This is a genomic window from Polynucleobacter sp. AP-Ainpum-60-G11, assembly GCF_018688375.1.
Classification (GTDB): Bacteria; Pseudomonadota; Gammaproteobacteria; order Burkholderiales; family Burkholderiaceae; genus Polynucleobacter.
Window position 1 is genome coordinate 47,888 of the sequence record NZ_CP061318.1, and the last position, 25,318, is coordinate 73,205.

Annotated in this window: 36 protein-coding genes; all 36 read left to right on the top strand. The window is 46.0% G+C overall.

All coding sequences use genetic code 11. The features are described 5' to 3' along the window. The first annotated feature begins 1 nt into the window (after position 1). The 36 genes from rpoC (at position 2) to dsbD (ending at position 25,317) form a co-directional block, all read left to right on the top strand. The gene (rpoC, locus tag FD971_RS00270; protein ID WP_215334155.1) at positions 2-4,264 is read left to right on the top strand and encodes a DNA-directed RNA polymerase subunit beta'; all 4,263 of its coding nucleotides are present in this window, start codon (positions 2-4) and stop codon (positions 4,262-4,264) included. A 176-nt stretch (positions 4,265-4,440) separates the two neighbouring features. Further along, entirely contained in the window at positions 4,441-4,821 is a 381-nt protein-coding gene (rpsL, locus tag FD971_RS00275) for a 30S ribosomal protein S12 (RefSeq protein WP_041484791.1), read from the top strand. A 150-nt stretch (positions 4,822-4,971) separates the two neighbouring features. Beyond that, positions 4,972-5,442, top strand: coding sequence for a 30S ribosomal protein S7 (rpsG, locus tag FD971_RS00280; protein ID WP_015420229.1), 471 nt, complete (start codon positions 4,972-4,974; stop codon positions 5,440-5,442). A 27-nt stretch (positions 5,443-5,469) separates the two neighbouring features. Beyond that, positions 5,470-7,572: an elongation factor G gene (gene fusA / locus FD971_RS00285; protein ID WP_215334156.1), complete on the top strand. Its 2,103-nt coding sequence runs from the start codon at positions 5,470-5,472 to the stop codon at positions 7,570-7,572. A gap of 50 nt (positions 7,573-7,622) precedes the next feature. Next, entirely contained in the window at positions 7,623-8,813 is a 1,191-nt protein-coding gene (gene tuf, locus FD971_RS00290; protein WP_215302340.1) for an elongation factor Tu, read from the top strand. A 111-nt stretch (positions 8,814-8,924) separates the two neighbouring features. Further along, a complete protein-coding gene (rpsJ, locus tag FD971_RS00295; protein ID WP_011901899.1) occupies positions 8,925-9,236 on the top strand; it encodes a 30S ribosomal protein S10 in 312 nt (103 codons plus the stop codon). 197 nt (positions 9,237-9,433) lie between these two features. Next, complete coding sequence (rplC, locus tag FD971_RS00300; protein WP_215335058.1) at positions 9,434-10,090, top strand: 50S ribosomal protein L3; 657 nt, start codon at positions 9,434-9,436, stop codon at positions 10,088-10,090. Positions 10,091-10,101: 11 nt separating this feature from the next. Next, a complete protein-coding gene (rplD, locus tag FD971_RS00305; protein ID WP_215326126.1) occupies positions 10,102-10,722 on the top strand; it encodes a 50S ribosomal protein L4 in 621 nt (206 codons plus the stop codon). Beyond that, on the top strand, positions 10,719-11,033 hold the full coding sequence (gene rplW / locus FD971_RS00310) for a 50S ribosomal protein L23 (RefSeq protein WP_076024545.1): 315 nt from the start codon (positions 10,719-10,721) through the stop codon (positions 11,031-11,033). Before rplD ends, rplW begins: the two co-directional genes overlap by 4 nt. Positions 11,034-11,035: 2 nt before the next feature. After that, on the top strand, positions 11,036-11,866 hold the full coding sequence (rplB, locus tag FD971_RS00315; protein ID WP_215334157.1) for a 50S ribosomal protein L2: 831 nt from the start codon (positions 11,036-11,038) through the stop codon (positions 11,864-11,866). Positions 11,867-11,885: 19 nt separating this feature from the next. Next, entirely contained in the window at positions 11,886-12,164 is a 279-nt protein-coding gene (rpsS, locus tag FD971_RS00320; protein WP_046329379.1) for a 30S ribosomal protein S19, read from the top strand. 7 nt (positions 12,165-12,171) lie between these two features. Beyond that, entirely contained in the window at positions 12,172-12,504 is a 333-nt protein-coding gene (gene rplV / locus FD971_RS00325; RefSeq protein ID WP_215300499.1) for a 50S ribosomal protein L22, read from the top strand. Positions 12,505-12,512: 8 nt separating this feature from the next. Then, positions 12,513-13,334, top strand: a complete 822-nt coding sequence (gene rpsC, locus FD971_RS00330; protein ID WP_215334158.1) for a 30S ribosomal protein S3 — start codon at positions 12,513-12,515, stop codon at positions 13,332-13,334. 2 nt (positions 13,335-13,336) lie between these two features. Then, positions 13,337-13,750 carry a 50S ribosomal protein L16 gene (gene rplP / locus FD971_RS00335; protein WP_015420238.1) on the top strand — a complete coding sequence of 138 codons (414 nt, stop codon included), beginning with the start codon at positions 13,337-13,339 and terminating at the stop codon, positions 13,748-13,750. A 14-nt stretch (positions 13,751-13,764) separates the two neighbouring features. Next, positions 13,765-13,959: a 50S ribosomal protein L29 gene (rpmC, locus tag FD971_RS00340; RefSeq protein WP_015420239.1), complete on the top strand. Its 195-nt coding sequence runs from the start codon at positions 13,765-13,767 to the stop codon at positions 13,957-13,959. Positions 13,960-13,971: 12 nt separating this feature from the next. Beyond that, complete coding sequence (gene rpsQ, locus FD971_RS00345; RefSeq protein WP_076024550.1) at positions 13,972-14,241, top strand: 30S ribosomal protein S17; 270 nt, start codon at positions 13,972-13,974, stop codon at positions 14,239-14,241. A gap of 186 nt (positions 14,242-14,427) precedes the next feature. Beyond that, complete coding sequence (gene rplN, locus FD971_RS00350) at positions 14,428-14,796, top strand: 50S ribosomal protein L14 (RefSeq protein WP_015420241.1); 369 nt, start codon at positions 14,428-14,430, stop codon at positions 14,794-14,796. A 9-nt stretch (positions 14,797-14,805) separates the two neighbouring features. Next, positions 14,806-15,114, top strand: a complete 309-nt coding sequence (gene rplX / locus FD971_RS00355) for a 50S ribosomal protein L24 (RefSeq protein ID WP_011901911.1) — start codon at positions 14,806-14,808, stop codon at positions 15,112-15,114. 16 nt (positions 15,115-15,130) lie between these two features. Beyond that, positions 15,131-15,673: a 50S ribosomal protein L5 gene (rplE, locus tag FD971_RS00360; RefSeq protein WP_046329383.1), complete on the top strand. Its 543-nt coding sequence runs from the start codon at positions 15,131-15,133 to the stop codon at positions 15,671-15,673. Positions 15,674-15,682: 9 nt separating this feature from the next. After that, positions 15,683-15,988 carry a 30S ribosomal protein S14 gene (rpsN, locus tag FD971_RS00365; protein WP_046329384.1) on the top strand — a complete coding sequence of 102 codons (306 nt, stop codon included), beginning with the start codon at positions 15,683-15,685 and terminating at the stop codon, positions 15,986-15,988. A gap of 24 nt (positions 15,989-16,012) precedes the next feature. Next, positions 16,013-16,408: a 30S ribosomal protein S8 gene (gene rpsH, locus FD971_RS00370; protein ID WP_015420245.1), complete on the top strand. Its 396-nt coding sequence runs from the start codon at positions 16,013-16,015 to the stop codon at positions 16,406-16,408. A gap of 10 nt (positions 16,409-16,418) precedes the next feature. Beyond that, the gene (gene rplF, locus FD971_RS00375; RefSeq protein ID WP_215334159.1) at positions 16,419-16,952 is read left to right on the top strand and encodes a 50S ribosomal protein L6; all 534 of its coding nucleotides are present in this window, start codon (positions 16,419-16,421) and stop codon (positions 16,950-16,952) included. Positions 16,953-16,965: 13 nt separating this feature from the next. Next, complete coding sequence (gene rplR / locus FD971_RS00380) at positions 16,966-17,319, top strand: 50S ribosomal protein L18 (RefSeq protein WP_215334160.1); 354 nt, start codon at positions 16,966-16,968, stop codon at positions 17,317-17,319. An 18-nt stretch (positions 17,320-17,337) separates the two neighbouring features. Then, a complete protein-coding gene (gene rpsE, locus FD971_RS00385) occupies positions 17,338-17,856 on the top strand; it encodes a 30S ribosomal protein S5 (RefSeq protein ID WP_015420248.1) in 519 nt (172 codons plus the stop codon). Between the two features lie 24 nt (positions 17,857-17,880). After that, positions 17,881-18,069 carry a 50S ribosomal protein L30 gene (gene rpmD / locus FD971_RS00390; RefSeq protein WP_215334161.1) on the top strand — a complete coding sequence of 63 codons (189 nt, stop codon included), beginning with the start codon at positions 17,881-17,883 and terminating at the stop codon, positions 18,067-18,069. 27 nt (positions 18,070-18,096) lie between these two features. Then, positions 18,097-18,537, top strand: coding sequence for a 50S ribosomal protein L15 (rplO, locus tag FD971_RS00395; protein ID WP_015420250.1), 441 nt, complete (start codon positions 18,097-18,099; stop codon positions 18,535-18,537). Positions 18,538-18,554: 17 nt separating this feature from the next. Next, positions 18,555-19,892 (top strand): preprotein translocase subunit SecY, encoded by a 1,338-nt coding sequence (gene secY, locus FD971_RS00400; protein ID WP_215334162.1) that lies wholly within the window; start codon positions 18,555-18,557, stop codon positions 19,890-19,892. Between the two features lie 4 nt (positions 19,893-19,896). Beyond that, complete coding sequence (gene infA / locus FD971_RS00405; RefSeq protein ID WP_015420252.1) at positions 19,897-20,115, top strand: translation initiation factor IF-1; 219 nt, start codon at positions 19,897-19,899, stop codon at positions 20,113-20,115. Positions 20,116-20,150: 35 nt separating this feature from the next. Continuing rightward, positions 20,151-20,267: a 50S ribosomal protein L36 gene (rpmJ, locus tag FD971_RS00410; protein ID WP_012357167.1), complete on the top strand. Its 117-nt coding sequence runs from the start codon at positions 20,151-20,153 to the stop codon at positions 20,265-20,267. A 24-nt stretch (positions 20,268-20,291) separates the two neighbouring features. Further along, positions 20,292-20,657, top strand: coding sequence for a 30S ribosomal protein S13 (gene rpsM / locus FD971_RS00415; protein WP_015420253.1), 366 nt, complete (start codon positions 20,292-20,294; stop codon positions 20,655-20,657). Between the two features lie 18 nt (positions 20,658-20,675). Continuing rightward, the gene (gene rpsK / locus FD971_RS00420) at positions 20,676-21,083 is read left to right on the top strand and encodes a 30S ribosomal protein S11 (RefSeq protein WP_015420254.1); all 408 of its coding nucleotides are present in this window, start codon (positions 20,676-20,678) and stop codon (positions 21,081-21,083) included. A 118-nt stretch (positions 21,084-21,201) separates the two neighbouring features. After that, positions 21,202-21,825 carry a 30S ribosomal protein S4 gene (gene rpsD, locus FD971_RS00425; RefSeq protein ID WP_215334163.1) on the top strand — a complete coding sequence of 208 codons (624 nt, stop codon included), beginning with the start codon at positions 21,202-21,204 and terminating at the stop codon, positions 21,823-21,825. A 23-nt stretch (positions 21,826-21,848) separates the two neighbouring features. Next, positions 21,849-22,829 (top strand): DNA-directed RNA polymerase subunit alpha, encoded by a 981-nt coding sequence (rpoA, locus tag FD971_RS00430; RefSeq protein WP_015420255.1) that lies wholly within the window; start codon positions 21,849-21,851, stop codon positions 22,827-22,829. 16 nt (positions 22,830-22,845) lie between these two features. Beyond that, positions 22,846-23,238 (top strand): 50S ribosomal protein L17, encoded by a 393-nt coding sequence (rplQ, locus tag FD971_RS00435; RefSeq protein WP_015420256.1) that lies wholly within the window; start codon positions 22,846-22,848, stop codon positions 23,236-23,238. Continuing rightward, positions 23,207-23,638 (top strand): divalent-cation tolerance protein CutA, encoded by a 432-nt coding sequence (cutA, locus tag FD971_RS00440; RefSeq protein WP_251368634.1) that lies wholly within the window; start codon positions 23,207-23,209, stop codon positions 23,636-23,638. The genes rplQ and cutA overlap by 32 nt, the downstream gene beginning before the upstream one ends. 5 nt (positions 23,639-23,643) lie before the next feature. Beyond that, positions 23,644-25,317, top strand: a complete 1,674-nt coding sequence (gene dsbD / locus FD971_RS00445) for a protein-disulfide reductase DsbD (RefSeq protein WP_215334164.1) — start codon at positions 23,644-23,646, stop codon at positions 25,315-25,317. The last annotated feature ends 1 nt before the right edge of the window (position 25,318 follow it).

A 25,318-nucleotide genomic window follows, 5' to 3' on the forward strand; every position in this document is an offset into this window, starting at 1 on the left:
TATGAAAGCATTGCTCGATTTATTTAAGCAAACGCAGGGTGATGAGCAGTTTGATGTCATCAAGATTGGTCTTGCATCCCCTGAGAAAATTCGCTCATGGTCTTTTGGTGAAGTACGCAAACCAGAAACCATCAACTACCGGACTTTTAAGCCCGAGCGTGATGGTTTGTTCTGCGCCAAGATTTTTGGACCAACCAAAGACTACGAGTGCTTATGCGGTAAGTACAAGCGTTTAAAGTTCCGTGGCGTTATCTGTGAGAAGTGTGGCGTTGAAGTTACGCTCGCTAAGGTACGTCGTGAGCGCATGGGCCACATTGAGTTGGCAGCCCCTGTAGCGCACATCTGGTTCTTGAAGTCATTGCCATCCCGCCTGGGTATGGTTCTCGATATGACCCTCCGGGATATCGAGCGCGTTCTTTACTTTGAAGCATATGTTGTTGTTGATCCTGGCATGACTCCTGAAGGCGCAATGAAGCGCGGTCAGATCATGTCTGAGGACGAGTACATTGCCAAGACTGAAGAGTATGGTGACGGTGCATTTACTGCCATCATGGGCGCTGAAGGTATTCGTGATCTCTTGCGTTCCATTGATATCGATCGCGAAGTTGAGACTATTCGTGCTGACTTAAAAGCTACTGGTAGCGATGCCAAGATCAAGAAATACGCTAAGCGCTTAAAAGTGCTCGAAGCGTTCCAGACTTCAGGTATTAAGCCTGACTGGATGATCATGGAAGTATTGCCAGTATTGCCACCTGAATTGCGCCCATTGGTGCCATTGGATGGCGGTCGCTTTGCTACCTCCGATTTGAACGACCTCTATCGTCGCGTGATTAACCGTAACAACCGTCTCAAGCGTTTGTTAGAGTTGCGCGCACCAGAGATCATCGTTCGCAACGAAAAACGTATGTTGCAAGAAGCGGTTGACTCATTGCTCGACAACGGTCGTCGCGGTAAGGCTATGACAGGCGCTAACAAGCGTCCTCTCAAGTCCTTGGCTGAGATGATTAAAGGTAAGAGCGGTCGTTTCCGTCAAAACTTGTTGGGTAAACGTGTTGACTACTCTGGTCGTTCAGTCATCGTGGTTGGCCCAACATTGAAATTGCATCAGTGCGGCTTACCAAAATTGATGGCTTTGGAATTGTTCAAGCCATTTATTTTCAACAAGCTCGAGACTTTGGGAATTGCAACCACGATTAAGGCTGCGAAGAAGGAAGTTGAAAGTCAGACTCCAATCGTTTGGGACATTCTCGAAGAAGTGATTCGTGAACATCCAATCATGTTGAACCGTGCGCCTACATTGCACCGTCTCGGTATCCAGGCTTTCGAGCCAATGCTGATTGAAGGTAAAGCAATCCAATTGCACCCATTAGTCTGCGCGGCATTTAACGCCGACTTTGACGGTGACCAAATGGCGGTTCACGTTCCTTTGTCGCTCGAAGCACAAATGGAAGCGCGTACATTGATGTTGGCTTCGAACAACGTATTGTTCCCAGCTAACGGCGAACCATCTATCGTTCCTTCGCAGGACGTGGTGTTGGGTCTGTACTACGCTACTCGTGACAAGATTAACGGTAAAGGCGAAGGCATGGTCTTCGCAAATATCACTGAAGTAATTCGTGCATACGAGGCTGGCCAGGTTGAATTGGCTTCCCGCGTTGCTGTACGTATTACCGAGTTTGAGATTGTGGACAAGAAGGCGGAGGGCGATGCCCGTTTTGCTGAAAAGACCAAGATCTATCAAACCTCAGTTGGCCGTGCAATCTTGTCAGAAATTTTGCCTAAAGGCATGTCTTTCGAGGAAATCAATAAGCCTCTGAAGAAAAAAGAAATCTCACGTTTGATTAACACTTCATTCCGTAAGTGCGGTCTTCGTGAAACAGTTATTTTTGCTGACCGCCTCTTGCAGTCTGGTTTCCGCTTAGCGACTAACGCCGGTATCTCGGTTGCGATCGACGATATGCTGATTCCGACCTCTAAAGAGCGCATCATCACTGAAGCTTCAAATAAGGTTAAAGAGTATGACAAGCAGTTCATGTCAGGCCTTGTAACCAATCAAGAGCGTTATAACAACGTGGTTGATATTTGGGGTGCCGCTGGTGACCAAGTTGGTAAAGCGATGATGGATGAGTTGTCACACGTTGACGTACTCGACCGTAACGGTAAAACTGTGCGTCAAGAATCTTTCAACTCCATCTACATGATGGCGGATTCTGGTGCGCGTGGATCTGCAGCGCAGATTCGTCAGTTAGCTGGTATGCGTGGTTTGATGGCAAAGCCTGATGGCTCCATTATTGAAACTCCAATTACTGCGAACTTCCGTGAAGGTTTGAATGTGTTGCAGTACTTCATCTCAACCCACGGTGCTCGTAAAGGTCTGGCTGATACAGCGTTGAAGACAGCGAACTCCGGTTACTTGACACGTCGTTTGTGTGACGTAACTCAAGACCTCGTGGTGATTGAAGAAGATTGCGGTGCAACTTCTGGCGTAACGATGAAAGCGCTTGTTGAAGGTGGCGAAATTATCGAAGCATTGCGAGACCGTATTTTGGGTCGCGTATGTATCGGTGATATCGTTCATCCTGACACACAAGAAGTCATCGTGCCTAACGACACCTTGCTCGATGAAGATCACGTTGATCAAATCGTTGCCTTGGGTATTGACGAAGTTAAAGTACGCACAGTGTTGTCATGCTTAACTCGTTTTGGCTTGTGCGCGAAGTGCTACGGACGTGATTTAGGTCGCGGTGGTTTGGTGAACGTAGGTGAGGCAGTTGGTGTTATTGCTGCTCAGTCTATCGGTGAGCCAGGCACTCAGTTGACTATGCGTACCTTCCACATCGGTGGTGCAGCGTCACGTGCATTGGTTGCAAGCAATATTGAAGCCAAGTCAAACGGTACTTTGAAGTTCTCCGGCACGATGCGTGTTGTGAAGAATGCAAAAGGTGAGCAGATCGTGATTTCACGTTCAGGCGAAGCTGTGATCATTGACGATAACGGTCGCGAGCGTGAGCGTCATAAAGTGCCTTATGGTGCAACTCTCTTGTTGAAAGAAGATGCAGCAGTGAAAGCCGGCGCAAGCTTGGCAACATGGGATCCGTTAACACGTCCAATCATCTCTGAGTACGCTGGTATTGCTCGCTTTGACAACGTTGAAGAAGGCGTTACTGTAGCTAAGCAAGTTGACGAAGTAACCGGCCTCTCCACTTTGGTGGTAATTGACGGTAAGCGTCGTAGTGCTGCTAGCAAAGGCGTTCGCCCAATGATCAACTTAGTTGATGACAAGGGCGGCGAAGTGATGATTGCGGGTACAGATCACCCAGTAAACATTGGTTTGCAAGTCGGCGCTTTGATCACCGTTAAAGATGGCCAAAAAGTTGAAGTTGGTGAAGTATTGGCACGTATTCCAATTGAATCACAGAAGACTCGCGACATTACCGGTGGTTTGCCACGTGTTGCTGAATTGTTCGAAGCGCGTTCACCAAAAGATGCTGCTGTATTGGCTAAAGTCACTGGAACAGTTTCCTTCGGCAAAGAAACCAAAGGTAAGCAACGTTTAGTGATTACCGATATGGATGGCGAAGCTAACGAATTCTTGATTCCTAAAGAGAAACAAGTTCTCGTTCATGACGGTCAAGTTGTGAACAAGGGCGAGATGATTGTGGAAGGCCCTGCCGATCCGCATGACATCTTGACACTCAGAGGTATTGAAGAGTTGGCGATCTACATCGTGGACGAAGTTCAAGACGTTTACCGTTTGCAAGGTGTGAAGATTAATGACAAGCACATTGAAGTCATCGTGCGTCAAATGTTGCGTCGTGTGCAAATTACTGATGGTGGCGATACTGCCTACATCACCGGTGAGCAAGTTGAGCGTTCTAAGTTGTATGACGCAAACGATGCTGTGATTGCACAAGGTAAGCGCCCAGCTCAGTTCGAGAATGTGTTGCTCGGTATTACTAAGGCGTCCTTGTCGACAGACAGCTTCATTTCCGCGGCTTCTTTCCAAGAAACCACCCGTGTATTGACCGAAGCCGCAATTATGGGCAAGACCGATACACTCCGTGGCCTCAAGGAAAACGTCATTATTGGTCGTCTGATCCCTGCTGGTACTGGCTTGTCTTACCGCCGTGCACGCAAGGTCAGAGAGCAATTCGAGCGTGATCGCGCTCAAATGATTGCCGCCGAAGAGGAAGCAATGGCTGATATGCCTGTAGAAATAGAGGCTGAAGTGATTGCTCCTGCTGGGGAGGCTGATCCAAGCTAATTTGGTATTCCTGGCCAGAAATGGCCAGTTTTTTCCCTCGAGGTTGACGGAAAGGGCTGGCCAGGCTAGAATGCTGAGTTCTACTGATTCAGAAGAGGGTCGTTTTGACCTAGAATTTCTCTAAGTCATTGATTTTCTTGAAGAAAGCAACAAAGAAGTACTAACCGAGCTATTTTATGCCAACAATTAATCAATTATTACGTAAGCCAAGAACTCGGCTGACCGTTAAAAGCAAGAGCCCTGCGCTGCAAAACAGCCCGCAGCGCCGTGGCGTATGTACACGTGTGTACACAACCACTCCTAAAAAGCCTAACTCTGCGCTACGTAAAGTAGCTAAAGTTCGCTTAACCAATGGTTTTGAAGTGATTTCATACATTGGTGGTGAAGGCCATAACCTCCAGGAACACTCAGTAGTGTTGATTCGTGGTGGTCGTGTAAAGGATTTGCCAGGTGTTCGTTACCACATCGTTCGTGGCTCACTTGACTTGCAAGGTGTTAAAGACCGTAAGCAGTCACGTTCCAAGTACGGTGCTAAGCGCGCTAAGAAAGCTGCTTAATAGCAACTTACAGTATTTGCAGTAAGTCTTCGTTTGTCAGACTTTAAAGACAAGTAAGTGGCCGTTCCGTCTAGAGATTTCTCCAGATAGTAGGGCGGCCGGAGCGGGTGATCCATGTGGACCACCCCTAACTGAACTGAAGGAGTAGTTATGCCACGTCGTCGTGAAGTTCCCAAACGGGAAATCCTGCCTGATCCAAAATTCGGCAATGTAGAAGTAGCAAAATTCATGAACGTCCTCATGTTGGACGGCAAAAAATCGGTTGCAGAGCGTATCGTTTACGGCGCCTTTGATCACATCGAGAAAAAAGCAAACAAAGAACCACTCGAAGTTTTCTCAACAGCTATGGGCAACGTTAAGCCAATGGTTGAGGTGAAGAGCCGTCGTGTTGGTGGCGCTAACTACCAGGTTCCTGTTGAAGTTCGCCCATCACGCCGTTCTGCTTTGGCAATGCGCTGGGTGCGCGAAGCCGCTAAAAAGCGCGGTGAAAAATCTATGGCTCAACGTTTGGCCAATGAATTATTAGAAGCTGCAGAAGGTCGCGGCGGAGCAATGAAGAAGCGTGAAGAAGTTCACCGTATGGCAGAAGCTAACAAAGCTTTCTCACATTTCCGCTTCTAATCGCACAGCAAAGAAAAGGTACCAACAGTGGCACGTAAAACCCCTATCGACAAATACCGCAATATCGGTATTTCTGCGCACATTGACGCAGGTAAGACAACAACAACAGAACGTGTTTTGTTCTACACCGGTGTTAATCACAAAATCGGTGAAGTGCATGACGGCGCTGCAACCATGGACTGGATGGAGCAAGAGCAAGAGCGTGGTATCACGATTACTTCTGCTGCTACTACAACGTTCTGGAAGGGCATGGCTGGTAATTTCCCAGAGCACCGTATCAATATTATTGATACCCCAGGACACGTAGACTTCACTATTGAAGTTGAGCGTTCAATGCGCGTTTTGGATGGCGCTTGCATGGTTTACTGTGCGGTAGGTGGTGTACAGCCACAATCCGAAACTGTTTGGCGTCAAGCTAACAAGTATCAAGTTCCACGTTTAGCTTTCGTAAACAAGATGGACCGTACAGGTGCGAACTTCTTCAAGGTCTATGACCAAATGAAGATGCGTCTCAAAGCAAATCCTATCTTGATCCAAATTCCAATCGGCGCTGAAGAAAACTTCAAGGGCGTTGTGGACTTGGTAAAAATGAAGGCCATTTATTGGGATGAGGCTTCACAAGGTACTAAATTTACATACGAAGATATCCCTGCTGAATTGCAAGCATCTGCTGAAGAGTGGCGCGAGAAAATGCTCGAAGCTGCTGCAGAGAGTTCAGAAGAGTTGATGGAAAAGTATCTCGGCGGCGAAGGCTTGACCGAAGAAGAAATTAAAGCTGCATTGCGTCAACGTACTATCGCCAATGAAATCGTTCCAATGTTGTGCGGAACAGCCTTCAAAAACAAAGGTGTTCAGGCGATGTTGGATGCGGTTGTTGAATTGTTGCCTTCACCGTTAGACGTTCCACCAGTTCCATGTGAATTAGAAGATGGCACACCGACAACACGTGAAGCTTCTGATAGCGCAAAGTTCTCAGCATTGGCATTTAAGATCATGACTGACCCATTCGTCGGCCAGCTCATCTTCTTCCGTGTTTACTCTGGCGTAATGAAATCTGGCGACACGATCTACAACCCAATCAAGGGTAAGAAAGAACGTGTTGGTCGTTTGTTGCAGATGCATGCAAATGAACGTGAAGAAATTAAAGAAGTATTCGCTGGCGATATCGCAGCTGCAGTTGGTCTAAAAGACGCAACTACTGGCGAAACATTGTGTGATCCAGATAGCATCGTTATTTTGGAGCGCATGGTATTCCCAGAGCCAGTGATCTCTCAAGCTGTAGAGCCAAAGACAAAAGCTGACCAAGAAAAAATGGGTCTTGCTTTGAATCGCTTGGCACAAGAAGATCCATCTTTCCGCGTGAAGACAGACGAAGAATCTGGCCAAACAATTATTTCCGGTATGGGCGAGCTCCACTTGGAAATTTTGGTTGACCGTATGAAGCGCGAATTCGGTGTTGAAGCAACTGTTGGTAAGCCACAAGTTGCGTACCGTGAAACGATTCGTAAAGTTTGCGAAGAGATCGAAGGTAAATTCGTTAAGCAGTCTGGTGGTCGTGGTCAATACGGTCACGTGGTATTGAAGTTAGAGCCACAAGCCCCAGGCAAAGGTTTTGAATTCGTTGACGCTATTAAGGGTGGTGTTGTTCCACGTGAATACATCCCTGCAGTAGAAAAAGGAATTATCGAAACATTGAACTCCGGTATTTTGGCTGGCTATCCAGTTGTAGATATCAAAGCAACATTGTTCTTCGGTTCATACCATGACGTTGACTCCAACGAAAACGCATTTAAGATGGCGGGCTCGATGGCATTCAAAGATGGTATGCGCAAAGCAGCCCCAGTGTTGCTAGAACCAATGATGGCTGTTGAAGTTGAAACACCAGAAGATTTCATGGGTAACGTAATGGGTGACCTCTCATCACGTCGCGGTATTTTGCAAGGTATGGATGACATTCCAGGGGGCGGTAAGATCGTTCGCGCTGAAGTGCCATTGGCAGAGATGTTTGGTTACTCAACTGGCTTGCGCTCGTTGACCCAAGGTCGCGCTACCTACACCATGGAATTTAAGCATTATTCCGAAGCACCTAAGAACGTTGCTGAAGCAGTGATGGCTGCTAAAGCGAAGTAATTTATCCACATTATTTTGAATATTGACTAGCTAAGAAGGCAGACAAAAAAATGGCAAAAGAAAAGTTTGAGCGGACAAAACCGCACGTAAACGTTGGCACAATTGGTCACGTTGACCATGGTAAAACCACATTGACAGCAGCTATTGCAACTGTGCTTTCAAAAGCATTCGGTGGCGAAGCAAAAGCATACGATCAGATCGATGCTGCTCCAGAAGAAAAAGCACGCGGTATTACGATTAATACAGCACACGTTGAGTATGAGACTGCTAATCGTCACTACGCACACGTGGATTGCCCAGGACATGCTGACTACGTTAAGAACATGATTACTGGTGCTGCTCAGATGGACGGCGCTATTTTGGTTTGCTCTGCAGCTGACGGCCCAATGCCACAAACTCGTGAGCATATCCTCTTGGCACGCCAAGTTGGTGTTCCATACATCATCGTATTTTTGAACAAGTGCGACATGGTTGATGACGCTGAGTTGTTAGAACTCGTAGAAATGGAAGTTCGTGAGCTTCTATCTAAGTACGACTTCCCAGGCGATGACACACCAATCGTTCAAGGTTCTGCTAAGTTAGCGCTTGAAGGCGACGAAGGCCCATTGGGTAAAGAAGCCATCATGAAGTTGGCTGAAGCACTTGACTCCTACATCCCAACTCCAGAGCGTGCTGTTGACGGTGCGTTCTTGATGCCAGTAGAGGACGTGTTCTCTATCTCCGGTCGCGGTACTGTTGTTACAGGCCGTATCGAGCGCGGTATCGTTAAAGTTGGTGAAGAGATTGAAATTATCGGTATCAAGCCAACACTCAAGACAACTTGTACTGGTGTTGAAATGTTCCGCAAATTGCTCGACCAAGGTCAAGCAGGCGATAACGTTGGTATCTTGTTACGCGGTACAAAACGTGAAGAAGTTGAGCGCGGCCAAGTATTGGCTAAGCCAGGTTCAATCACCCCACATACTCACTTTACAGCCGAGGTTTACATCTTGGGTAAAGATGAAGGTGGTCGTCATACTCCATTCTTTAACAACTATCGTCCACAGTTCTACTTCCGTACAACGGACGTAACTGGTTCAATCGAGTTGCCAAAAGACAAAGAAATGGTAATGCCTGGCGATAACGTCACAATTACCGTAAAACTCATCGCTCCTATCGCGATGGAAGAAGGTTTACGTTTTGCGATCCGTGAAGGTGGCCGTACTGTTGGCGCCGGCGTGGTTGCAAAGATTTTGGCTTAATAGCAGTAAAAATATTTAGCGGTTTGCTAACCGGTGACGTCCGTGCTGCGGATGTCACCGAGCTCTTTAGAAATATAACGCGGCAGCACCGCAACGCTCTTTGGAATTAATATGCAAAACCAAAAAATTCGTATTCGTCTTAAAGCATTTGATTACCGTTTGATCGACCAGTCTGCAGCTGAAATCGTTGATACAGCTAAGCGTACTGGTGCAGTTGTTAAAGGTCCAGTACCTTTGCCAACACGTATCGAGCGCTTTGACATTCTGCGTTCACCACACGTAAACAAGACATCACGTGACCAGTTAGAGATTCGCACCCATCTGCGTTTGATGGATATCGTTGATCCTACAGAGAAAACAGTGGATGCCTTGATGAAATTAGACCTCCCAGCAGGTGTGGACGTCGAAATTAAGTTGCAGTAATTCAGTATTTCCAGTCTTAGCGCTTGCCAAGACTGGCCTTTCGGGATAGAATCTAAGGCTTCGCTCAATTATTTGGGCGGATTTTAAGGTTTTATCAGCATCAAAAACGTTGTAAGTTATTGATTTAGAAGTACTTTTACTTGTAAATCACTTAAATTAATTTTGCCGACCAATCGAAGTCGGCGTGGAGCATGAATATGAGCTTAGGCTTAATCGGTCGAAAGATCGGCATGACCCGTCTATTTACGGACGAAGGGGAAGCAATTCCTGTCACCGTAATTGACGTGAGCGACAACAGAATCGCTCAAATCAAGACCCAGGCAACTGATGGCTATGATGCTATCCAGTTGGCACATGGCACACGTAGAGCTACTCGCGTTACCAAAGCAATGGCTGGTCACTTCGCTAAAGCGGGTGTGATGGCTGGTAACGGTCTCAACGAATTTCATTTAGATGCATCAAAAATCGCAGAAATGACACCAGGACAAGTTATTCCTGCTGACACTGCATTTGCTGCTGGCCAAAAAGTGGACGTACAAGGTGTAACGATTGGTAAAGGCTATGCCGGTACCATCAAGCGCCATCACTTCGCTTCAGGTCGCGCGTCACACGGTAACTCACGTTCACATAACGTGCCAGGTTCTATCGGTATGGCGCAAGATCCAGGTCGTGTTTTCCCAGGTAAGCGCATGACAGGCCACCTTGGAGACGAAACGCGCACTGTACAAAATTTAGTCATCGCACGCATTGATGCAGAACGCAATCTCATCATGGTTAAAGGCGCTATTCCAGGTGCCCCAGGCGGTAAAGTTATTGTTACTCCAGCGGTGAAGACACCGTTGAAGAAGAAATAAGGAGAGCGAATATGGAACTTAAGCTTCTCCAAGATAACGGAACTTTGGGCGCAGGCATTCAAGCCTCACCAGAAGTATTCGAGCGCGAATATAACGAAGCATTGGTACACCAAGTTGTTGTGGCTTACCAAGCAAATGCACGTAGCGGTAACCGTGCACAAAAAGACCGTGAGCAAGTTAAGCACACAACCAAAAAACCTTGGCGTCAAAAAGGTACTGGTCGTGCACGTGCTGGTATGAGCTCTTCCCCGCTGTGGCGTGGAGGTGGTCGTATATTCCCGAATTCACCTGAAGAAAATTTCAGCCAAAAAGTAAACAAGAAAATGTACCGCGCTGGTATGAGATCGATTTTGTCTCAGTTAGCTCGCGAAGGTCGTTTGAATGTTGTTGACCAATTTAATCTTGATGCTCCAAAGACTAAAGTTTTAGCTGACAAAGTTAAAGCAATGGGCTTGGATTCAGTCTTGATCATCGTTGATCAGGTTAGCGAGAATTTGTACTTGGCATCACGCAACTTGCATAAGGTTGCTGTTTGTGAGCCACAGCACGCTGATCCATTAGCTTTAGTTCAATACAAAAAAGTATTGGTAAGCAAAGCAGCGATCGCAAAAATTGAGGAGTTGCTGAAATGAGCCAAGTCCGTAAAAACGATCACAGCTTGATGAAGGTTCTGCTTGGACCGGTTATCTCTGAAAAAGCCACCATGGTTGCAGAGAAAAACGAACAAGTGGTATTCCAAGTTACACGCGACGCTAATAAAAGCGATGTGAAACAAGCTGTTGAGTTGCTCTTTAAAGTGCAAGTTGACTCTGTTCAAATCGTGAATCAAAAAGGTAAGCCAAAGCGCTATGGCCGTTTTGAAGGTCGTCGTGACCACACTAAGAAGGCCTACGTTAGCTTGAAGCCAGGTCAAGAAATTAACTTTGAAGCGGAGGCGAATTAATCATGCCTTTGATGAAGACAAAACCGACCTCACCAGGTCGTCGCTCAATGGTCAAGGTGGTAAATCCTGACCTGCATAAAGGTAAACCTTTTGCAGCGTTGGTAGAGCCACAGTTCCAAAAAGCAGGTCGTAACAATAATGGTCACATCACTACCCGTCATAAAGGTGGTGGTCATAAGCATCACTATCGTGTTGTTGATTTCAAACGCAACGACAAAGATGGCATTCCAGCAAAAGTAGAACGCTTGGAATACGATCCAAACCGCAGTGCAAACATTGCATTGATCGTGTTTGCTGATGGTGAGCGTCGCTATATCCTTGCTGCAAAAGGCATGACTGTTGGTCAGGCATTGATGAGTGGTGCAGAAGCCCCAATCAAGTCTGGTAACAACTTGCCAATTCGCAACATTCCAGTTGGTAGCACGATTCACTGTGTAGAAATGTTGCCGGGTAAAGGTGCTCAAATCGCACGTTCCGCTGGCGGCTCTGCAGTGTTATTGGCTCGTGAAGGTGTATACGCTCAGGTGCGCTTGCGATCTGGTGAAGTTCGCCGCATTTTGATTGATTGCCGCGCCACTATTGGTGAAGTTGGTAATGAAGAGCACAGCTTGCGCGTTATCGGTAAAGCTGGTGCAAATCGCTGGCGTGGTATTCGCCCAACCGTTCGCGGTGTGGCAATGAACCCAGTAGATCACCCACACGGTGGTGGTGAAGGTAGAACTGGCGAAGGCCGTGTACCTGTATCCCCATGGGGCACACCAACCAAAGGTTATCGTACACGTCGCAATAAGCGTACAACTTCGATGATCGTTCAACGTCGTCAAAAACGTTAAGCGATAAGGATAAATAGATATGACACGTTCAGCTAAAAAAGGCCCATTTTGCGAAGCCAGCTTAGTAAATAAAGTTGAAGTCGCACAAGCCAACAAAGACAAAAAGCCGATCAAAACTTGGTCACGCCGTTCAACAATCCTCCCAGACTTTATTGGTCTGACGATTGCTGTACATAACGGTCGTCAACACGTTCCGGTATATGTATCAGAAAACATGGTGGGTCATAAGTTAGGCGAATTTGCCTTGACCCGTACTTTCAAAGGTCACGCTGCTGACAAGAAAGTAACGAAGAAGTAAGGGGATGATGATGGAAGTTAAAGCTATTCACAAGGGCGCCCGCATTTCTGCGCAAAAGACACGTTTGGTCGCTGATCAAATCCGTGGTTTGCCAATTGCGCGCGCTATGAACATTTTGAATTTCAGCCCCAAGAAAGCTGCCTTCATTGTGAAGAAAGTTGTTGAGTCCGCAATGGCCAACGCTGAACACAATAAGGGTGCTGATATTGATGAGCTCAAGGTTTCAACAATTATTGTTGATAAAGGTACTTCCTTGAAGCGCTTCACAGCACGTGCTAAAGGTCGCGGTAATCAAATCGAAAAACAAACATGTCACATCACCGTGACCTTGAGTAACTAAGGGAAGATATGGGACAAAAGATAAACCCAACCGGATTCCGACTCTCGGTAACGAAGAACTGGACATCAAAGTGGTATGCAAACAATACTGATTTTGCGAAGATGCTCAAAGAGGACGTAGATGTCCGCATCTATCTCAAGAAGAAGTTGAAGAATGCATCAGTAAGTAAAGTAATTATTGAGCGTCCTGCAAAGAACGCGCGCATCACAATTTACAGCTCACGCCCAGGTGTTGTGATCGGTAAAAAAGGTGAAGATATTGAAGTTCTCCGTCGTGAACTCCAGAAACGTATGGGCGTTCCAGTTCATGTGAACATCGAAGAAATTCGTAAGCCTGAAGTTGATGCTCAATTGATCGCTGACTCTATTACTCAACAGTTAGAGAAGCGCATCATGTTCCGTCGTGCAATGAAGCGTGCAATGCAAAATGCGATGCGCCTTGGTGCACAAGGAATCAAGATCATGTCTTCTGGTCGTTTGAATGGTGCTGAAATTGCACGTCGCGAATGGTACCGTGAAGGTCGCGTTCCACTTCATACATTGAAGGCTGATATTGATTACGCAACTTCAGAAGCGGAAACAACATACGGCATCATCGGTGTAAAAGTTTGGGTATACAAAGGCGATACATTAGGCCGCGGTGCTGATGCTGTAGCAGTAACAGCAGAGCCAGCAGCTGAAGAGAAAAAGCCACGTCGCGTACCAGCTAAAACAACCGCACGCAAACCAGCAGCCGACAGCAAGCCTTTAGTTGCTGCTAAGCCAGCAGTAAAGCGTGCACCGAAAGCCGCTGAAGCCCCAAGTGCTGAAGCGCAGAAGTCAGGAGAGTAAGCATGCTACAACCAAAGCGTCGTAAGTATCGCAAGGAACAAAAGGGACGTAACACTGGCGTGGCAACACGCGGTAGTTCAGTAGCCTTTGGTGACTTTGGATTGAAAGCTATTGGCCGTGGTCGTTTGACTGCACGTCAGATTGAATCTGCACGTCGCGCAATGACACGTCACATTAAGCGTGGTGGTCGTATCTGGATTCGCATTTTCCCAGACAAGCCAATTTCACAAAAGCCAGCTGAAGTACGTATGGGTAACGGTAAAGGTAATCCAGAGTACTACGTAGCAGAAATTCAACCAGGCAAGATTTTGTACGAGATGGATGGTGTGGATGAAGGTTTGGCGCGCGAGGCTTTCAAGCTTGCTGCTGCTAAGTTGCCATTGCAAACCACTTTCGTGATTCGCCACTTAGGTTGATCGGGATAGAGATTATGAAAAAGACAGAATTAGCATCCAAAGATCTGGTTGCCTTGAACGCAGAATTAACAGAGCTTTTGAAGACTAGCTTCAAACTCCGTATGCAAAAAGGTACTCAGCAACTCACAAATACCAGCCAATTGGGTAAAACTAAGCGTGAAATTGCTCGCGTGAAGACTTTTATTACTCAAAAAACTGCACAGAAATAAGGAAAAAGGGATATGACAGAATTATCTAAACCCTTGCGCCGCACCCTTGTGGGTCGTGTCGTTAGCGACAAAATGCAAAAAACTGTGACTGTGCTAGTTGAGCGCCAAGTAAAACATGCGCTTTATGGCAAATATGTTGGACAGTCAAAAAAATACCATGCTCATGACGAAGCTGGTCAATACAAGATGGGTGATACCGTTGAAATTGCTGAATCAAAGCCAATTTCACGCACTAAATCTTGGGTTGTGACCCGTTTAGTTCAAGAATCCAAAGGTATTTAAAGAAATATTAGGGATTTTGGCGAACTTTCTTGCCAAATCCCTGTTTTGCGTAGTATGATAGAAGGCTTCTCTGGTTTGATTGGGGGAAGCAGTGTTTTTTCATTAATTCCGGGTTTTAACTTTCGTTAAAGCCCATAGACGGAACCAAGACTGTTTGCCTTTGGCTAACAAGTTGGGGATTAAAAAATGATTCAGACCGAAAGTAGATTACAGGTCGCCGATAACACAGGCGCCAGTGAAGTTTTGTGCATCAAGGTATTGGGCGGCTCTAAGCGTCGTTACGCCAGTATCGGTGATGTCATCAAAGTGACTGTAAAGTCCGCTGCTCCACGTGGCCGTGTAAAAAAAGGTGATATTTATAACGCCGTAGTAGTGAGAACTGCTAAGGGTGTACGCCGTCCAGACGGCTCATTGATTAAGTTCGATGGAAACGCTGCGGTATTGCTCAACGCTAAGTTAGAGCCAATCGGCACACGTATCTTTGGACCAGTTACGCGCGAATTGCGTACTGAGAAGTTCATGAAGATCGTTTCTCTCGCCCCCGAAGTTATTTAAGAGGCTGATATGAAAAAGATTCGTAAAGGTGATTCAGTAGTTCTTTTGACTGGCCGCGATAAGGGCAAGCAAGGAACAGTTACAGCCGTTCTCGAGAACAAATTGGTAATCGAAGGCGTAAATATTTACAAAAAGAGCGTTAAGCCAAATCCAGCAGCCGGTGTTACTGGCGGCATGATTGACAAGACGATGCCTGTTCACATTTCTAATGTGGCTGTGGTTGACGGTAACGGCAAACCATCACGTGTTGGTATCAAACTCGTGGACGGTAAAAAGCAACGTTTCCTCAAAACCACTGGCGCAACTTTAAGCGCATAAGGGGCACGGAGAAATTATGAGCACACGTTTTCAAGAACATTATCAAGCTAAAGTTGTTGCTGATTTGATCGCCAAATTTGGTTACAAGTCAGTAATGGAAGTTCCACGTATCACTAAGGTAACCCTCAATATGGGCTTGGGCGATGCAGTGAACGACAAGAAAATTATCGAAAATGCAGTTGGTGATTTGACTAAAGTTGCAGGTCAAAAGCCAGTTGTGACAAAAGCGAAAAAAGCGATTGCTGGTTTCAAAATTCGTCAAGGCTACCCAATCGGCGCCATGGTGACATTGCGTGGTGCACGCATGTACGAATTTTTAGACCGTTTCGTGACTGTTGCTTTGCCACGCGTACGTGACTTCCGTGGAATTTCCGGCAAGGCATTTGACGGCCGTGGTAACTACAACATCGGCGTTAAAGAGCAAATCATTTTCCCTGAAATCGAATACGACAAAATTGATGCCCTCCGTGGTCTCAATATCAGTATTACGACGACCGCTAAGACTGACGAAGAAGCAAAAGCTTTGTTAGCAGCGTTCAAATTCCCTTTCCGCAATTAAGAGGCTAACGTGGCAAAACTATCCCTAATTGAGCGCGAGAATAAGCGCACAAAAACTGTAGAGAAGTACGCTGTAAAGCGTGCTGAACTCAAGGCAATCATTGCTGATCAATCACGCAGCGATGAAGAGCGGTATGAAGCTCGCTTGAAGCTACAGGCACTTCCACGTAACGCAAGCCCGATTCGTCAAAGAAATCGTTGTTCATTAACCGGTCGTCCGCGCGGTGTATTCAGCAAGTTTGGTTTAGCGCGTAGCAAAATTCGTGAAATCGCCTTCCGTGGCGAAATCCCCGGTTTAACCAAGGCCAGCTGGTAAGCGGCGAAAGAATTAGGAGAACTCATGAGTATCAGCGATCCAATCGCCGACATGTTGACAAGGATCCGCAATGCGCAAGCAGTGCAGAAACCCGTAGTCTTGATGCCGTCGTCAAAAGTTAAAGTAGCTATTGCAAAAGTCTTGCAGGATGAAGGTTATATCGATAGTTTTGAAATCAAAGGTGAAGCAGCTAAGCCAGTGCTACACATTGAACTCAAATACTACGCAGGCCGCCCTGTTATTGAGCGTATTGACCGTGTTTCTACACCAAGTCTACGTATCTACAAAGGCCGCCACGACATTCCTGAAGTGATGAATGGCTTGGGCATCGCAATTATTTCAACCCCACAAGGCGTAATGACAGACCGCAAAGCTCGTGCAAACGGCGTTGGTGGCGAAGTTATTTGCTACGTCGCGTAAGGAGAGAGATATGTCCCGCGTTGGAAAATCACCTATTCCAGTACCTAAGGGCGCTGAAATCAGCATCAACGGTGCAAACATCACTGTAAAAGGCCCATTGGGTACTTTGACACATAACTTGCATCCTTCTGTTGGTTTGAAACAAGAAGATGGCGTATTGACAGTTATTTTAAATAACGACACACCAGAAGCTGGTGCACAGTCAGGTACAGCCCGCGCACTAGTTAACAACATGGTTGTTGGCGTAACTACTGGCTTTGAGCGCAAGCTCAGCTTGGTAGGCGTTGGTTACCGTGCTGCAGCTCAAGGCGAAACATTGAAGTTGCAGTTAGGTTTCTCACACGACATTATTTACAACCTGCCAAAGGGTGTAAAAGCTGAGACTCCAACTCAAACTGAAATCATTATTAAAGGTTCCAACAAGCAGCAAGTTGGCCAGGTTGCCGCTGAAGTTCGCGCATACCGTTCACCAGAGCCATATAAAGGCAAGGGCGTTCGCTACGTGGATGAGGTTGTGCACCTGAAAGAAACTAAGAAGAAGTAAGCGAGATTAAAAAATGAATAAAGACGAATCCAGACAAAGACGCGCTAGGCAGACTCGTATTCGCATTGCCGAAGCATTGGCAAATCGCTTAACAGTTATCCGTAGCAACTCACATATTTCTGCACAGGTATATAGCCCATGCGGAACCAAAGTTGTAGCAGCTGCTTCAACAATGGAAAAAGATTTGCGCCAAGCAATCAAAAACGGCGGCAACGCTGATGCGGCTAAACATATCGGCAAATTAGTTGCTGAGCGTGCTGTTAAGGCAGGCATTGTTGATGTTGCTTTTGATCGCTCCGGTCATCGTTACCACGGCCGTATTAAGGCCTTAGCTGAAGCTGCGCGTGAAGCCGGCCTGAAGTTCTAATAGGGTTTAGGAAAAAACATGGCAAAAATGCAAACCAAGATGCAAAACGAAGAGCGTGATGATGGTCTTCGCGAGAAGATGATTGCTGTTAATCGTGTAACTAAAGTGGTTAAGGGTGGTCGTATTCTCGGCTTCGCTGCACTCACTGTAGTTGGCGATGGCGATGGTCGTATCGGCATGGGCAAAGGCAAATCAAAAGAAGTTCCAGTTGCTGTTCAAAAGGCAATGGACGAAGCTCGTCGCAAGATGATCAAAGTTTCCTTACGTAAAGGTACTTTGCAGCACACTGTGATTGGTAAGCATGGCGCGTCACGCGTGATGATTTCTCCAGCTAAAGACGGTACTGGCGTTATCGCTGGTGGCCCAATGCGCGCAATTTTCGATGTAATGGGTGTAACTAACGTTGTTGCCAAGTCACTTGGCTCAACAAACCCTTACAACATGGTTCGTGCAACGATTGATGGCTTGAGCAAGATGAGCACTCCTTCTGAAATTGCTGCCAAGCGCGGTAAGTCAGTTGAAGAGATTCTCGGCTAAGACCAAAAGATTAGGAATCTATAAATGACAACAACTAACTCCAAAGTCAAACTGCAATTAGTGCGCAGCTTGATCGGCACACGCGAAAGCCACCGTGCAACTGTTCGTGGTTTAGGCCTCGGACGTATCAATTCTGTTTCAGAATTGGAAGACACTCCAGCTGTTCGCGGAATGATTAATAAAGTTTCTTATCTAGTTAAAGTCATTGGCTAATAACTAGCAAGTAAATAGGCGAAGAATATGCAACTCAATACACTCAAACCCGCAGAGGGATCCAAGAAAAATCGTCGTCGCGTAGGTCGCGGCATCGGTTCAGGCCTTGGTAAAACTGCAGGCCGCGGTCACAAAGGTCAAAAATCACGTTCCGGCGGATTCCACAAAGTTGGATTCGAGGGCGGCCAGATGCCTATGTATCGTCGTTTGCCAAAACGCGGTTTCGTGTCTTTGACACGTCGTCACGTTGGTCAAATCACTTTGAATGACTTAGCAAAAATCAACTTGCCAGAAGTAGACTTGTTGGTTTTGAGAGCCCATGGTTTTGCTGGCGAGCAAATCAATGCAGTCAAAGTAATTAAGACTGGCGAACTGTCAATTGCTGTGACCCTCAAAGGTATTACAGCAACTGCAGGTGCAAAAGCGGCTATTGAAGCAGCTGGCGGCAAATTGGTTGACTTGGTTTAATTAGTTTTTAGTAAACGATGGCACTCGCTCCTACCAACACAGCAAATATTGCTCAATCAGGAAACAAGTTTGGCGAATTACGCCAGCGCTTGATATTCCTGGTTTTGGCATTGCTCGTGTTCCGTTTGGGCGCGCACATTCCTGTTCCAGGTATTGACCCTGACCAATTGGCACAATTGTTCTCCGGTCAAAAAGATGGCATCTTGGGAATGTTCAATCTGTTCTCAGGTGGTGCTTTATCGCGCTTCACAGTTTTTGCTTTAGGAATCATGCCCTACATCTCTGCATCGATCATCATGCAGTTAATGACGATTGTTGTTCCTTCTTTGGAGTCTTTGAAAAAAGAAGGTCAAGCAGGACAGCGCAAGATCACTCAGTACACCCGTTACGGTACTGTGTTCTTGGCAACATTCCAGGCATTAGGCATCTCAGTAGCACTGCAGGCTCAACCAGGTTTAGTTATTAATCCTGGCTTGATGTTTGAACTCAACACAGTAGTTACTTTAGTTACTGGCACGATGTTCCTGATGTGGCTCGGAGAGCAGATCACTGAGCGCGGTCTCGGCAACGGTATCTCTATTATTATTTTCGGCGGTATTGTTTCTGGCTTGCCAACTGCAATCGGTAGCTTGCTTGAATTAGTTCGTACCGGTTCCATGAATATCCTATCCGCATTACTCATCGTAGTAATTTGTATTGCGGTAACTTATTTTGTTGTATTTGTAGAGCGTGGTCAGCGCCGTATTTTGGTGAACTACGCTAAGCGTCAAGTTGGTAACAAGGTATATGGCGGTCAGTCTTCATATTTCCCATTGAAGTTGAATATGGCTGGTGTTATCCCTCCAATTTTTGCTTCATCTATCATTTTGTTCCCTGCAACGATTGCTGGCTGGTTTACATCAGGCGAGCCTACCAATATGTTCAGCAGAATTATTAAAGACTTGGCAGCAACATTAGCCCCAGGTCAACCTGTTTACACAATTTTGTATGCAGCTGCGATTATTTTCTTCTGCTTCTTCTACACAGCTTTGGTTTTCAACAGCCGTGAGACTGCAGATAACTTAAAGAAGAGCGGCGCTTTTGTTCCAGGTATTCGTCCTGGCGATCAGACTGGTCGTTATATCGATAAGATCTTGGTTCGTTTGACATTGGCTGGTGCAATTTATATGGTTTTGGTTTGCTTGTTGCCGGAATTCTTAGTGTTGAAGTACAACGTGCCATTCTATTTTGGCGGTACTTCATTGTTGATTATTGTCGTTGTTGCAATGGATTTCATGGCTCAAGTTCAGTCATTCGTAATGCAACAACAATATAGTTCTTTGATGAAAAAAGCTAACTTTAAGATGGGCGCTTAACTGAATGTCTAAAGACGATGTAATTCAGATGGCGGGAGAAATTATTGAGAATTTGCCGAACGCAATGTTTCGCGTGAAGCTAGAGAACGGACATGTGGTTCTAGGGCATATTTCTGGAAAAATGAGGATGCATTACATCCGCATTCTGCCAGGAGATAAGGTAACGGTGGAGATGACTCCTTACGACCTTACACGCGCAAGAATCATTTTCCGAGCGAAGTAAAGATTAAGTAGTACATATTTTTTTAGAGGTGAGTTATGAAAGTTTTGGCATCCGTTAAGTGTATTTGCAGAAATTGCAAGATCATTAAGCGCAAACGCGTTGTGCGTGTGATCTGTTCTTCAGACGCACGTCATAAGCAGCGTCAAGGCTGATCTGGTTAATTAAGAGGAAATCTCATGGCACGTATCGCTGGGGTAAATATCCCAAATCATCAACATACTGTTATCGGTTTAACAGCAATTTTTGGCATCGGCACAACACGTGCTCGCAAAATTTGTGAAACCACAGGTGTTGCTATCGACAAAAAAGTTAAAGATCTTACTGATGGTGACTTGGAAAAGTTGCGTGATGAAGTAGGTAAGTTCATCACTGAAGGTGACCTTCGTCGTGAAGTAACGATGAGCATCAAGCGTTTAATGGACTTAGGCTGCTATCGTGGCGTTCGTCATCGTAAGGGCTTGCCTGTACGTGGTCAACGTACTAAGACTAACGCGCGTACCCGCAAGGGCCCACGTAAGTCTGGCGTGCAACTCAAGAAATAATCAAGAAAGTTTATTGACATGGCAAAACAACAATCCGCTTCTGCAGCTTCACAGCGCGCACGTAAGAAGGTTAAAAAGAACGTTGCTGACGGTATTGCACACGTTCACGCTTCTTTTAATAACACCATTATTACGATCACTGATCGTCAAGGTAATGCGCTTTCATGGGCAACATCTGGTGGCCAGGGTTTCAAGGGCTCACGTAAATCAACACCTTTTGCTGCTCAGGTAGCTGCAGAAGTTGCTGGTAAGACAGCTATTGAATGCGGCATCAAGAACTTGGAAGTTCAGATCAAAGGCCCAGGCCCAGGTCGTGAATCAGCGGTTCGTGCATTGAACTCATTGGGCATCAAGATCACTGAGATTCAAGACGTAACTCCAGTTCCACATAATGGTTGCCGTCCTCCAAAGCGTCGTCGTATCTAAGCTTAGATCTTGGCAGTACAACAGTTTTAGTAGTTTTTTATTAAAGCCCACCGTTCATCTGAATTAAAGGGTGAACTCACCGTCGGTCGTAAGACTGCGGCAAAGAAAGGAAAGCATCGTGGCACGTTACTTAGGGCCTAAGGCCAAATTAGCACGTCGGGAAGGTACCGACTTATTTTTAAAGAGCGCACGTCGCGCCCTGTCAGACAAATGCAAGTTAGATACTAAGCCTGGTCAACATGGCCGTACATCTGGCTCAAGAACATCTGATTACGGCAATCAATTGCGTGAAAAGCAAAAGGTTAAGCGTATCTATGGCGTATTAGAGCGTCAATTCCGTCGTTACTTCGCAGAAGCTGAGCGTCGTAAAGGCAATACTGGCGAAACATTGCTCCAGTTGCTTGAGTCACGTTTAGACAACGTGGTGTATCGCATGGGCTTTGGTTCAACACGCGCTGAAGCACGTCAGTTGGTTTCTCATTGCGCAATTTTGCTCAATGGTAGCCCTGTCAATATTCCATCTATTCAGGTTAAGCCTGGTGATATTGTTGCGATTCGTGAAAAAGCGAAGAAGCAAGCGCGTATTACAGAATCACTCAATTTAGTTGGGCAAATGGCAGCTGTTACTTGGGTTTCAGTTGACGCAGCCAAGCTCGAGGGAACATTTAAGCAAGTGCCTGACCGTGAAGACATTAGCGGCGAAATTAATGAAAGTTTGATTGTTGAATTGTATTCACGCTAATTAGGCACTCTCAAGGAAAAAATATGCAAACAAATTTGCTCAAGCCAAAAATTATTTCTGTTGAAGCGCTTACCGCCAACCAAGCTAAGGTTGTTATGGAGCCGTTCGAGCGTGGCTATGGCCACACACTCGGAAATGCATTACGTCGTGTTTTGTTGTCTTCGATGGTTGGTTATGCACCAACTGAAGTAGCAATTGCTGGTGTTGTTCATGAATACTCCACATTAGATGGCGTTCAAGAGGATGTAGTTAACCTTTTGTTGAACCTCAAAGGTATCGTATTTAAGTTGCAGTCACGTGATGAAGTTACTATCAATTTGCGTAAAGAAGGCCCAGGCGTCGTTACAGCAAAAGATATTGATTTGCCACATGATGTAGAAATCATTAACCCTGATCACGTTATCGCTCACTTGTCAGCTGGTGGTAAGTTGGATATGCAGATCAAGGTTGAAAAAGGCCGTGGTTATGTACCGGGCAATATGCGTCAATACCATGACGAAGCTACCAAGATCATTGGCCGCATCGTATTGGATGCCTCATTTAGCCCAGTAAGCCGTGTTAGTTATGCTGTTGAGTCTGCTCGTGTTGAGCAACGTACCGACCTTGATCGTCTCGTAATGACAATCGAAACAAACGGTGTGCTGTCTCCTGAAGAGGCGATTCGTCAAGCCGCTACCATTTTGGTTGATCAGTTAGTTGTATTCGCAGCTCTCGAAAGCAGCGAAGTTTCTGGTGATCTCGCACCAAGCCGCTCTTCAATGGTTGATCCAATGTTGATGCGTCCGGTTGATGATCTCGAACTCACAGTTCGCTCTGCAAATTGCTTGAAGGCTGAGAACATTTACTACATCGGTGACTTGATTCAACGTACAGAGAATGAATTGTTGAAGACGCCTAATTTAGGTCGTAAGTCTTTGAATGAAATCAAAGATGTATTGGCGGCTCGTGGCTTAAGTCTTGGCATGAAACTCGAAAGCTGGCCTCCAGCTAACCTCGAGAAATAATTAGAAAGGAAGCATCATGCGTCACGGAAACGGCTTACGCAAACTAAATAGAACATCATCACATCGCTTGGCGATGCTGCGCAACATGTCCAATTCTCTTTTGGAGCACGAAGTGATTAAAACCACTTTGCCAAAAGCAAAAGAATTGCGCATGGTTGTTGAGCCTTTGATTACCTTGGGTAAAAAAGATAACTTAGCAAATCGTCGCCTAGCATTCAATCGCACACGCGATCGCGATATCGTGACCAAACTCTTTACAGAGCTCGGCCCACGTTACGCAACCCGTCCAGGTGGCTACCTTCGCATTTTGAAGTTTGGCTTCCGTCATGGTGACAATGCGCCTATGGCTTTGGTTGAGTTGGTAGATCGTCCAGAAGTTGAAGAAACAGCAGTGGCTGAAGAGGCATAAGCCCTTTAGCAAGATTAAAAGCCAGGCTTCGGTCTGGCTTTTTTCATTTATACAGTTTAAATACACTATGACCAAAGACCAATCTGCCGAACTATTGATTATTGTTACCAGCTTTGCATCGCTTGAAGATGCAAAGAAAATGGGACATCAATTGATTGAAAGCCGTTTGGCTGCCTGCGTGCAAATTCAAGAGGGCGTGCATTCCATCTATCGATGGGAAGGCAAGGTATGCGAAGGCAGTGAGGTTCTATTGTCAGCAAAGACGGTTGCAGATAAATGGATGGATATTTCTAATTTCATCCAAAGTAATCATCCTTATGATTTACCAGAGGTGATTACCTATGCTCCTGAAAAATTTGAAGCGCTGTATGGCAAGTGGGTGCAGGCCGAGGTAAAGTAAGTCTCATGAGATTGATTAACAGATTCATCCCGGCTTTAGCAACACTCCTATTCTTTGCGGGGAATGCATTTGCAGCTCCAGAATTCCTGCCGCCTGAGAAAGCATTTCAGGCTGAAGCAAGCTGGTCGGTCAATACGAATGACATTGAGTTGGAGATTTTTCCAGCCAAGGGTTATTACATCTATCAAGAATCCTTGCATTTTAAGATGGGCTCCGAGCTCAGTAAATTAGGGCTTGTAAAGGCATCGCTTCCTTATGGGATTGAAAAGTATGACGAGACTTTTCAGAAGAAAATGCAGGTTTATAAGCAGGCATTTCTGCTCACTCTGGATAAAAAAGCAGAAGCAGGAAAGCCTCTATATTTTGAGCTGGAATTACAAGGCTGCGCTGAAGCAGGAATTTGTTATCCACCAATGACCCTGAAATTTTTACTTGCAGGACCGGGGGTAAAGGCTGGGCCGATACCGGATGTATTGGATGGGGTATCAGCAGCTACTGCGCCCCAAAAAGAATTGAGCCTAATGGATATATGGCGTGAGCGTGATGACGTTAATGCCATTAGTCGCTTCTTAGAAAGCACGCCAACTGGATATCTTTTCCTAGCATTCTTCATTCTGGGTCTGGCACTAGCTTTCACCCCATGTGTTCTACCGATGCTACCCATTCTCTCGAGCGTGGTATTTGGAACGCAGGGCAAGCAATCTATTAGTAAGAGTCGGGCAAGTCTTCTGGCTGTCGCTTATGTACTTGGTATGGCTTGTGTCTACGCCTTAGCCGGAGTCTTGATGGCTGCTCTGGGTGGTAGTGTCCAAAGGGCCCTGCAGAGCCCTATAGCGTTAATAACCTTTTCTGTATTGCTGTTAGCCTTGTCAGGAAGTCTATTTGGCCTATATGAGCTCAGAATGCCCCAATCTTGGCAGCAAAAGGTAGACCAATTGGCAGGGCGCCATAAAGGGGGCAGCTTTTTTGGTGCCTTTGCTCTAGGTGGAATTTCTACATTAGTTGCCAGCCCTTGTATTACTGCACCTTTAGCTGGGGTACTCGCGTTTATTGCCCAAACGGGCTCAATGAGTTTGGGTGCAGGACTTCTCTTTGTGATGGCTTTGGGCATGGGATTACCCCTTTTACTTATTGCTATTGAGGCGCGCATCCTCATTCCATCTACTGGTATTTGGATGGTCTGGTTGCAAAAAACGCTTGGTGTTCTCCTGGTGGCAACTGCAGCCTGGATTGCATCTCCATTACTCCAAGGTAATGGTGGGGAAGCAGGCAAGACAATGGTTAATGGTCAGCGTCAACATCAGGTTGGAAATGCGAATTTTGTAGTGATTGGATCTAGCGCACAGTTAGATCAACTCTTAATCCAAGCTAAAGAACAAAAGAAATTAGTGCTCTTAGATTTTTATGCAGACTGGTGCATCTCTTGTAAAGAGATGGAGGTCAATACATTTGCAAATTCAGAAGTGAATCAAGATCTACAGCAATTTGTTTTAGTTCAAGCGGATGTGACAAAGAACAGCCCTGAGAATCAGGCTCTACTAAAGCGCTTTGGATTATTTGGCCCGCCCGGAATTTTGATCTTTGATCTCAACTCAGAAGAGTTAAAAGACCAACGGGTGATTGGTTATATGCCGCCACAACGTTTTTCTGAGCGTTTGAAGAAAGCTTTGGGTAATTAAG

Excerpts from the sequence above, each read along its gene's own strand:
- rplD (WP_215326126.1), top strand. The coding sequence starts at position 10,102 with ATGGAACTTAAGCTTCTCCAAGATAACGGAACTTTGGGCGCAGGCATT.
- rplQ (WP_015420256.1), top strand. The coding sequence starts at position 22,846 with ATGCGTCACGGAAACGGCTTACGCAAACTAAATAGAACATCATCACAT.
- infA (WP_015420252.1), top strand. The coding sequence starts at position 19,897 with ATGTCTAAAGACGATGTAATTCAGATGGCGGGAGAAATTATTGAGAAT.
- rpmC (WP_015420239.1), top strand. The coding sequence starts at position 13,765 with ATGAAAAAGACAGAATTAGCATCCAAAGATCTGGTTGCCTTGAACGCA.
- rpsE (WP_015420248.1), top strand. The coding sequence starts at position 17,338 with ATGGCAAAAATGCAAACCAAGATGCAAAACGAAGAGCGTGATGATGGT.
- rpsM (WP_015420253.1), top strand. The coding sequence starts at position 20,292 with ATGGCACGTATCGCTGGGGTAAATATCCCAAATCATCAACATACTGTT.
- dsbD (WP_215334164.1), top strand. The coding sequence starts at position 23,644 with ATGAGATTGATTAACAGATTCATCCCGGCTTTAGCAACACTCCTATTC.
- rplF (WP_215334159.1), top strand. The coding sequence starts at position 16,419 with ATGTCCCGCGTTGGAAAATCACCTATTCCAGTACCTAAGGGCGCTGAA.
- rplW (WP_076024545.1), top strand. The coding sequence starts at position 10,719 with ATGAGCCAAGTCCGTAAAAACGATCACAGCTTGATGAAGGTTCTGCTT.
- rpsG (WP_015420229.1), top strand. The coding sequence starts at position 4,972 with ATGCCACGTCGTCGTGAAGTTCCCAAACGGGAAATCCTGCCTGATCCA.
- rpsS (WP_046329379.1), top strand. The coding sequence starts at position 11,886 with ATGACACGTTCAGCTAAAAAAGGCCCATTTTGCGAAGCCAGCTTAGTA.
- rplN (WP_015420241.1), top strand. The coding sequence starts at position 14,428 with ATGATTCAGACCGAAAGTAGATTACAGGTCGCCGATAACACAGGCGCC.
- rplR (WP_215334160.1), top strand. The coding sequence starts at position 16,966 with ATGAATAAAGACGAATCCAGACAAAGACGCGCTAGGCAGACTCGTATT.
- rplB (WP_215334157.1), top strand. The coding sequence starts at position 11,036 with ATGCCTTTGATGAAGACAAAACCGACCTCACCAGGTCGTCGCTCAATG.
- rpoA (WP_015420255.1), top strand. The coding sequence starts at position 21,849 with ATGCAAACAAATTTGCTCAAGCCAAAAATTATTTCTGTTGAAGCGCTT.
- secY (WP_215334162.1), top strand. The coding sequence starts at position 18,555 with ATGGCACTCGCTCCTACCAACACAGCAAATATTGCTCAATCAGGAAAC.
- rplP (WP_015420238.1), top strand. The coding sequence starts at position 13,337 with ATGCTACAACCAAAGCGTCGTAAGTATCGCAAGGAACAAAAGGGACGT.
- rpmD (WP_215334161.1), top strand. The coding sequence starts at position 17,881 with ATGACAACAACTAACTCCAAAGTCAAACTGCAATTAGTGCGCAGCTTG.
- rpsL (WP_041484791.1), top strand. The coding sequence starts at position 4,441 with ATGCCAACAATTAATCAATTATTACGTAAGCCAAGAACTCGGCTGACC.
- rpsQ (WP_076024550.1), top strand. The coding sequence starts at position 13,972 with ATGACAGAATTATCTAAACCCTTGCGCCGCACCCTTGTGGGTCGTGTC.
- rpsC (WP_215334158.1), top strand. The coding sequence starts at position 12,513 with ATGGGACAAAAGATAAACCCAACCGGATTCCGACTCTCGGTAACGAAG.
- rplE (WP_046329383.1), top strand. The coding sequence starts at position 15,131 with ATGAGCACACGTTTTCAAGAACATTATCAAGCTAAAGTTGTTGCTGAT.
- rpoC (WP_215334155.1), top strand. The coding sequence starts at position 2 with ATGAAAGCATTGCTCGATTTATTTAAGCAAACGCAGGGTGATGAGCAG.
- tuf (WP_215302340.1), top strand. The coding sequence starts at position 7,623 with ATGGCAAAAGAAAAGTTTGAGCGGACAAAACCGCACGTAAACGTTGGC.
- rpsJ (WP_011901899.1), top strand. The coding sequence starts at position 8,925 with ATGCAAAACCAAAAAATTCGTATTCGTCTTAAAGCATTTGATTACCGT.
- rpmJ (WP_012357167.1), top strand. The coding sequence starts at position 20,151 with ATGAAAGTTTTGGCATCCGTTAAGTGTATTTGCAGAAATTGCAAGATC.
- rplX (WP_011901911.1), top strand. The coding sequence starts at position 14,806 with ATGAAAAAGATTCGTAAAGGTGATTCAGTAGTTCTTTTGACTGGCCGC.
- rpsH (WP_015420245.1), top strand. The coding sequence starts at position 16,013 with ATGAGTATCAGCGATCCAATCGCCGACATGTTGACAAGGATCCGCAAT.
- rplC (WP_215335058.1), top strand. The coding sequence starts at position 9,434 with ATGAGCTTAGGCTTAATCGGTCGAAAGATCGGCATGACCCGTCTATTT.
- rpsK (WP_015420254.1), top strand. The coding sequence starts at position 20,676 with ATGGCAAAACAACAATCCGCTTCTGCAGCTTCACAGCGCGCACGTAAG.
- rplV (WP_215300499.1), top strand. The coding sequence starts at position 12,172 with ATGATGGAAGTTAAAGCTATTCACAAGGGCGCCCGCATTTCTGCGCAA.
- rplO (WP_015420250.1), top strand. The coding sequence starts at position 18,097 with ATGCAACTCAATACACTCAAACCCGCAGAGGGATCCAAGAAAAATCGT.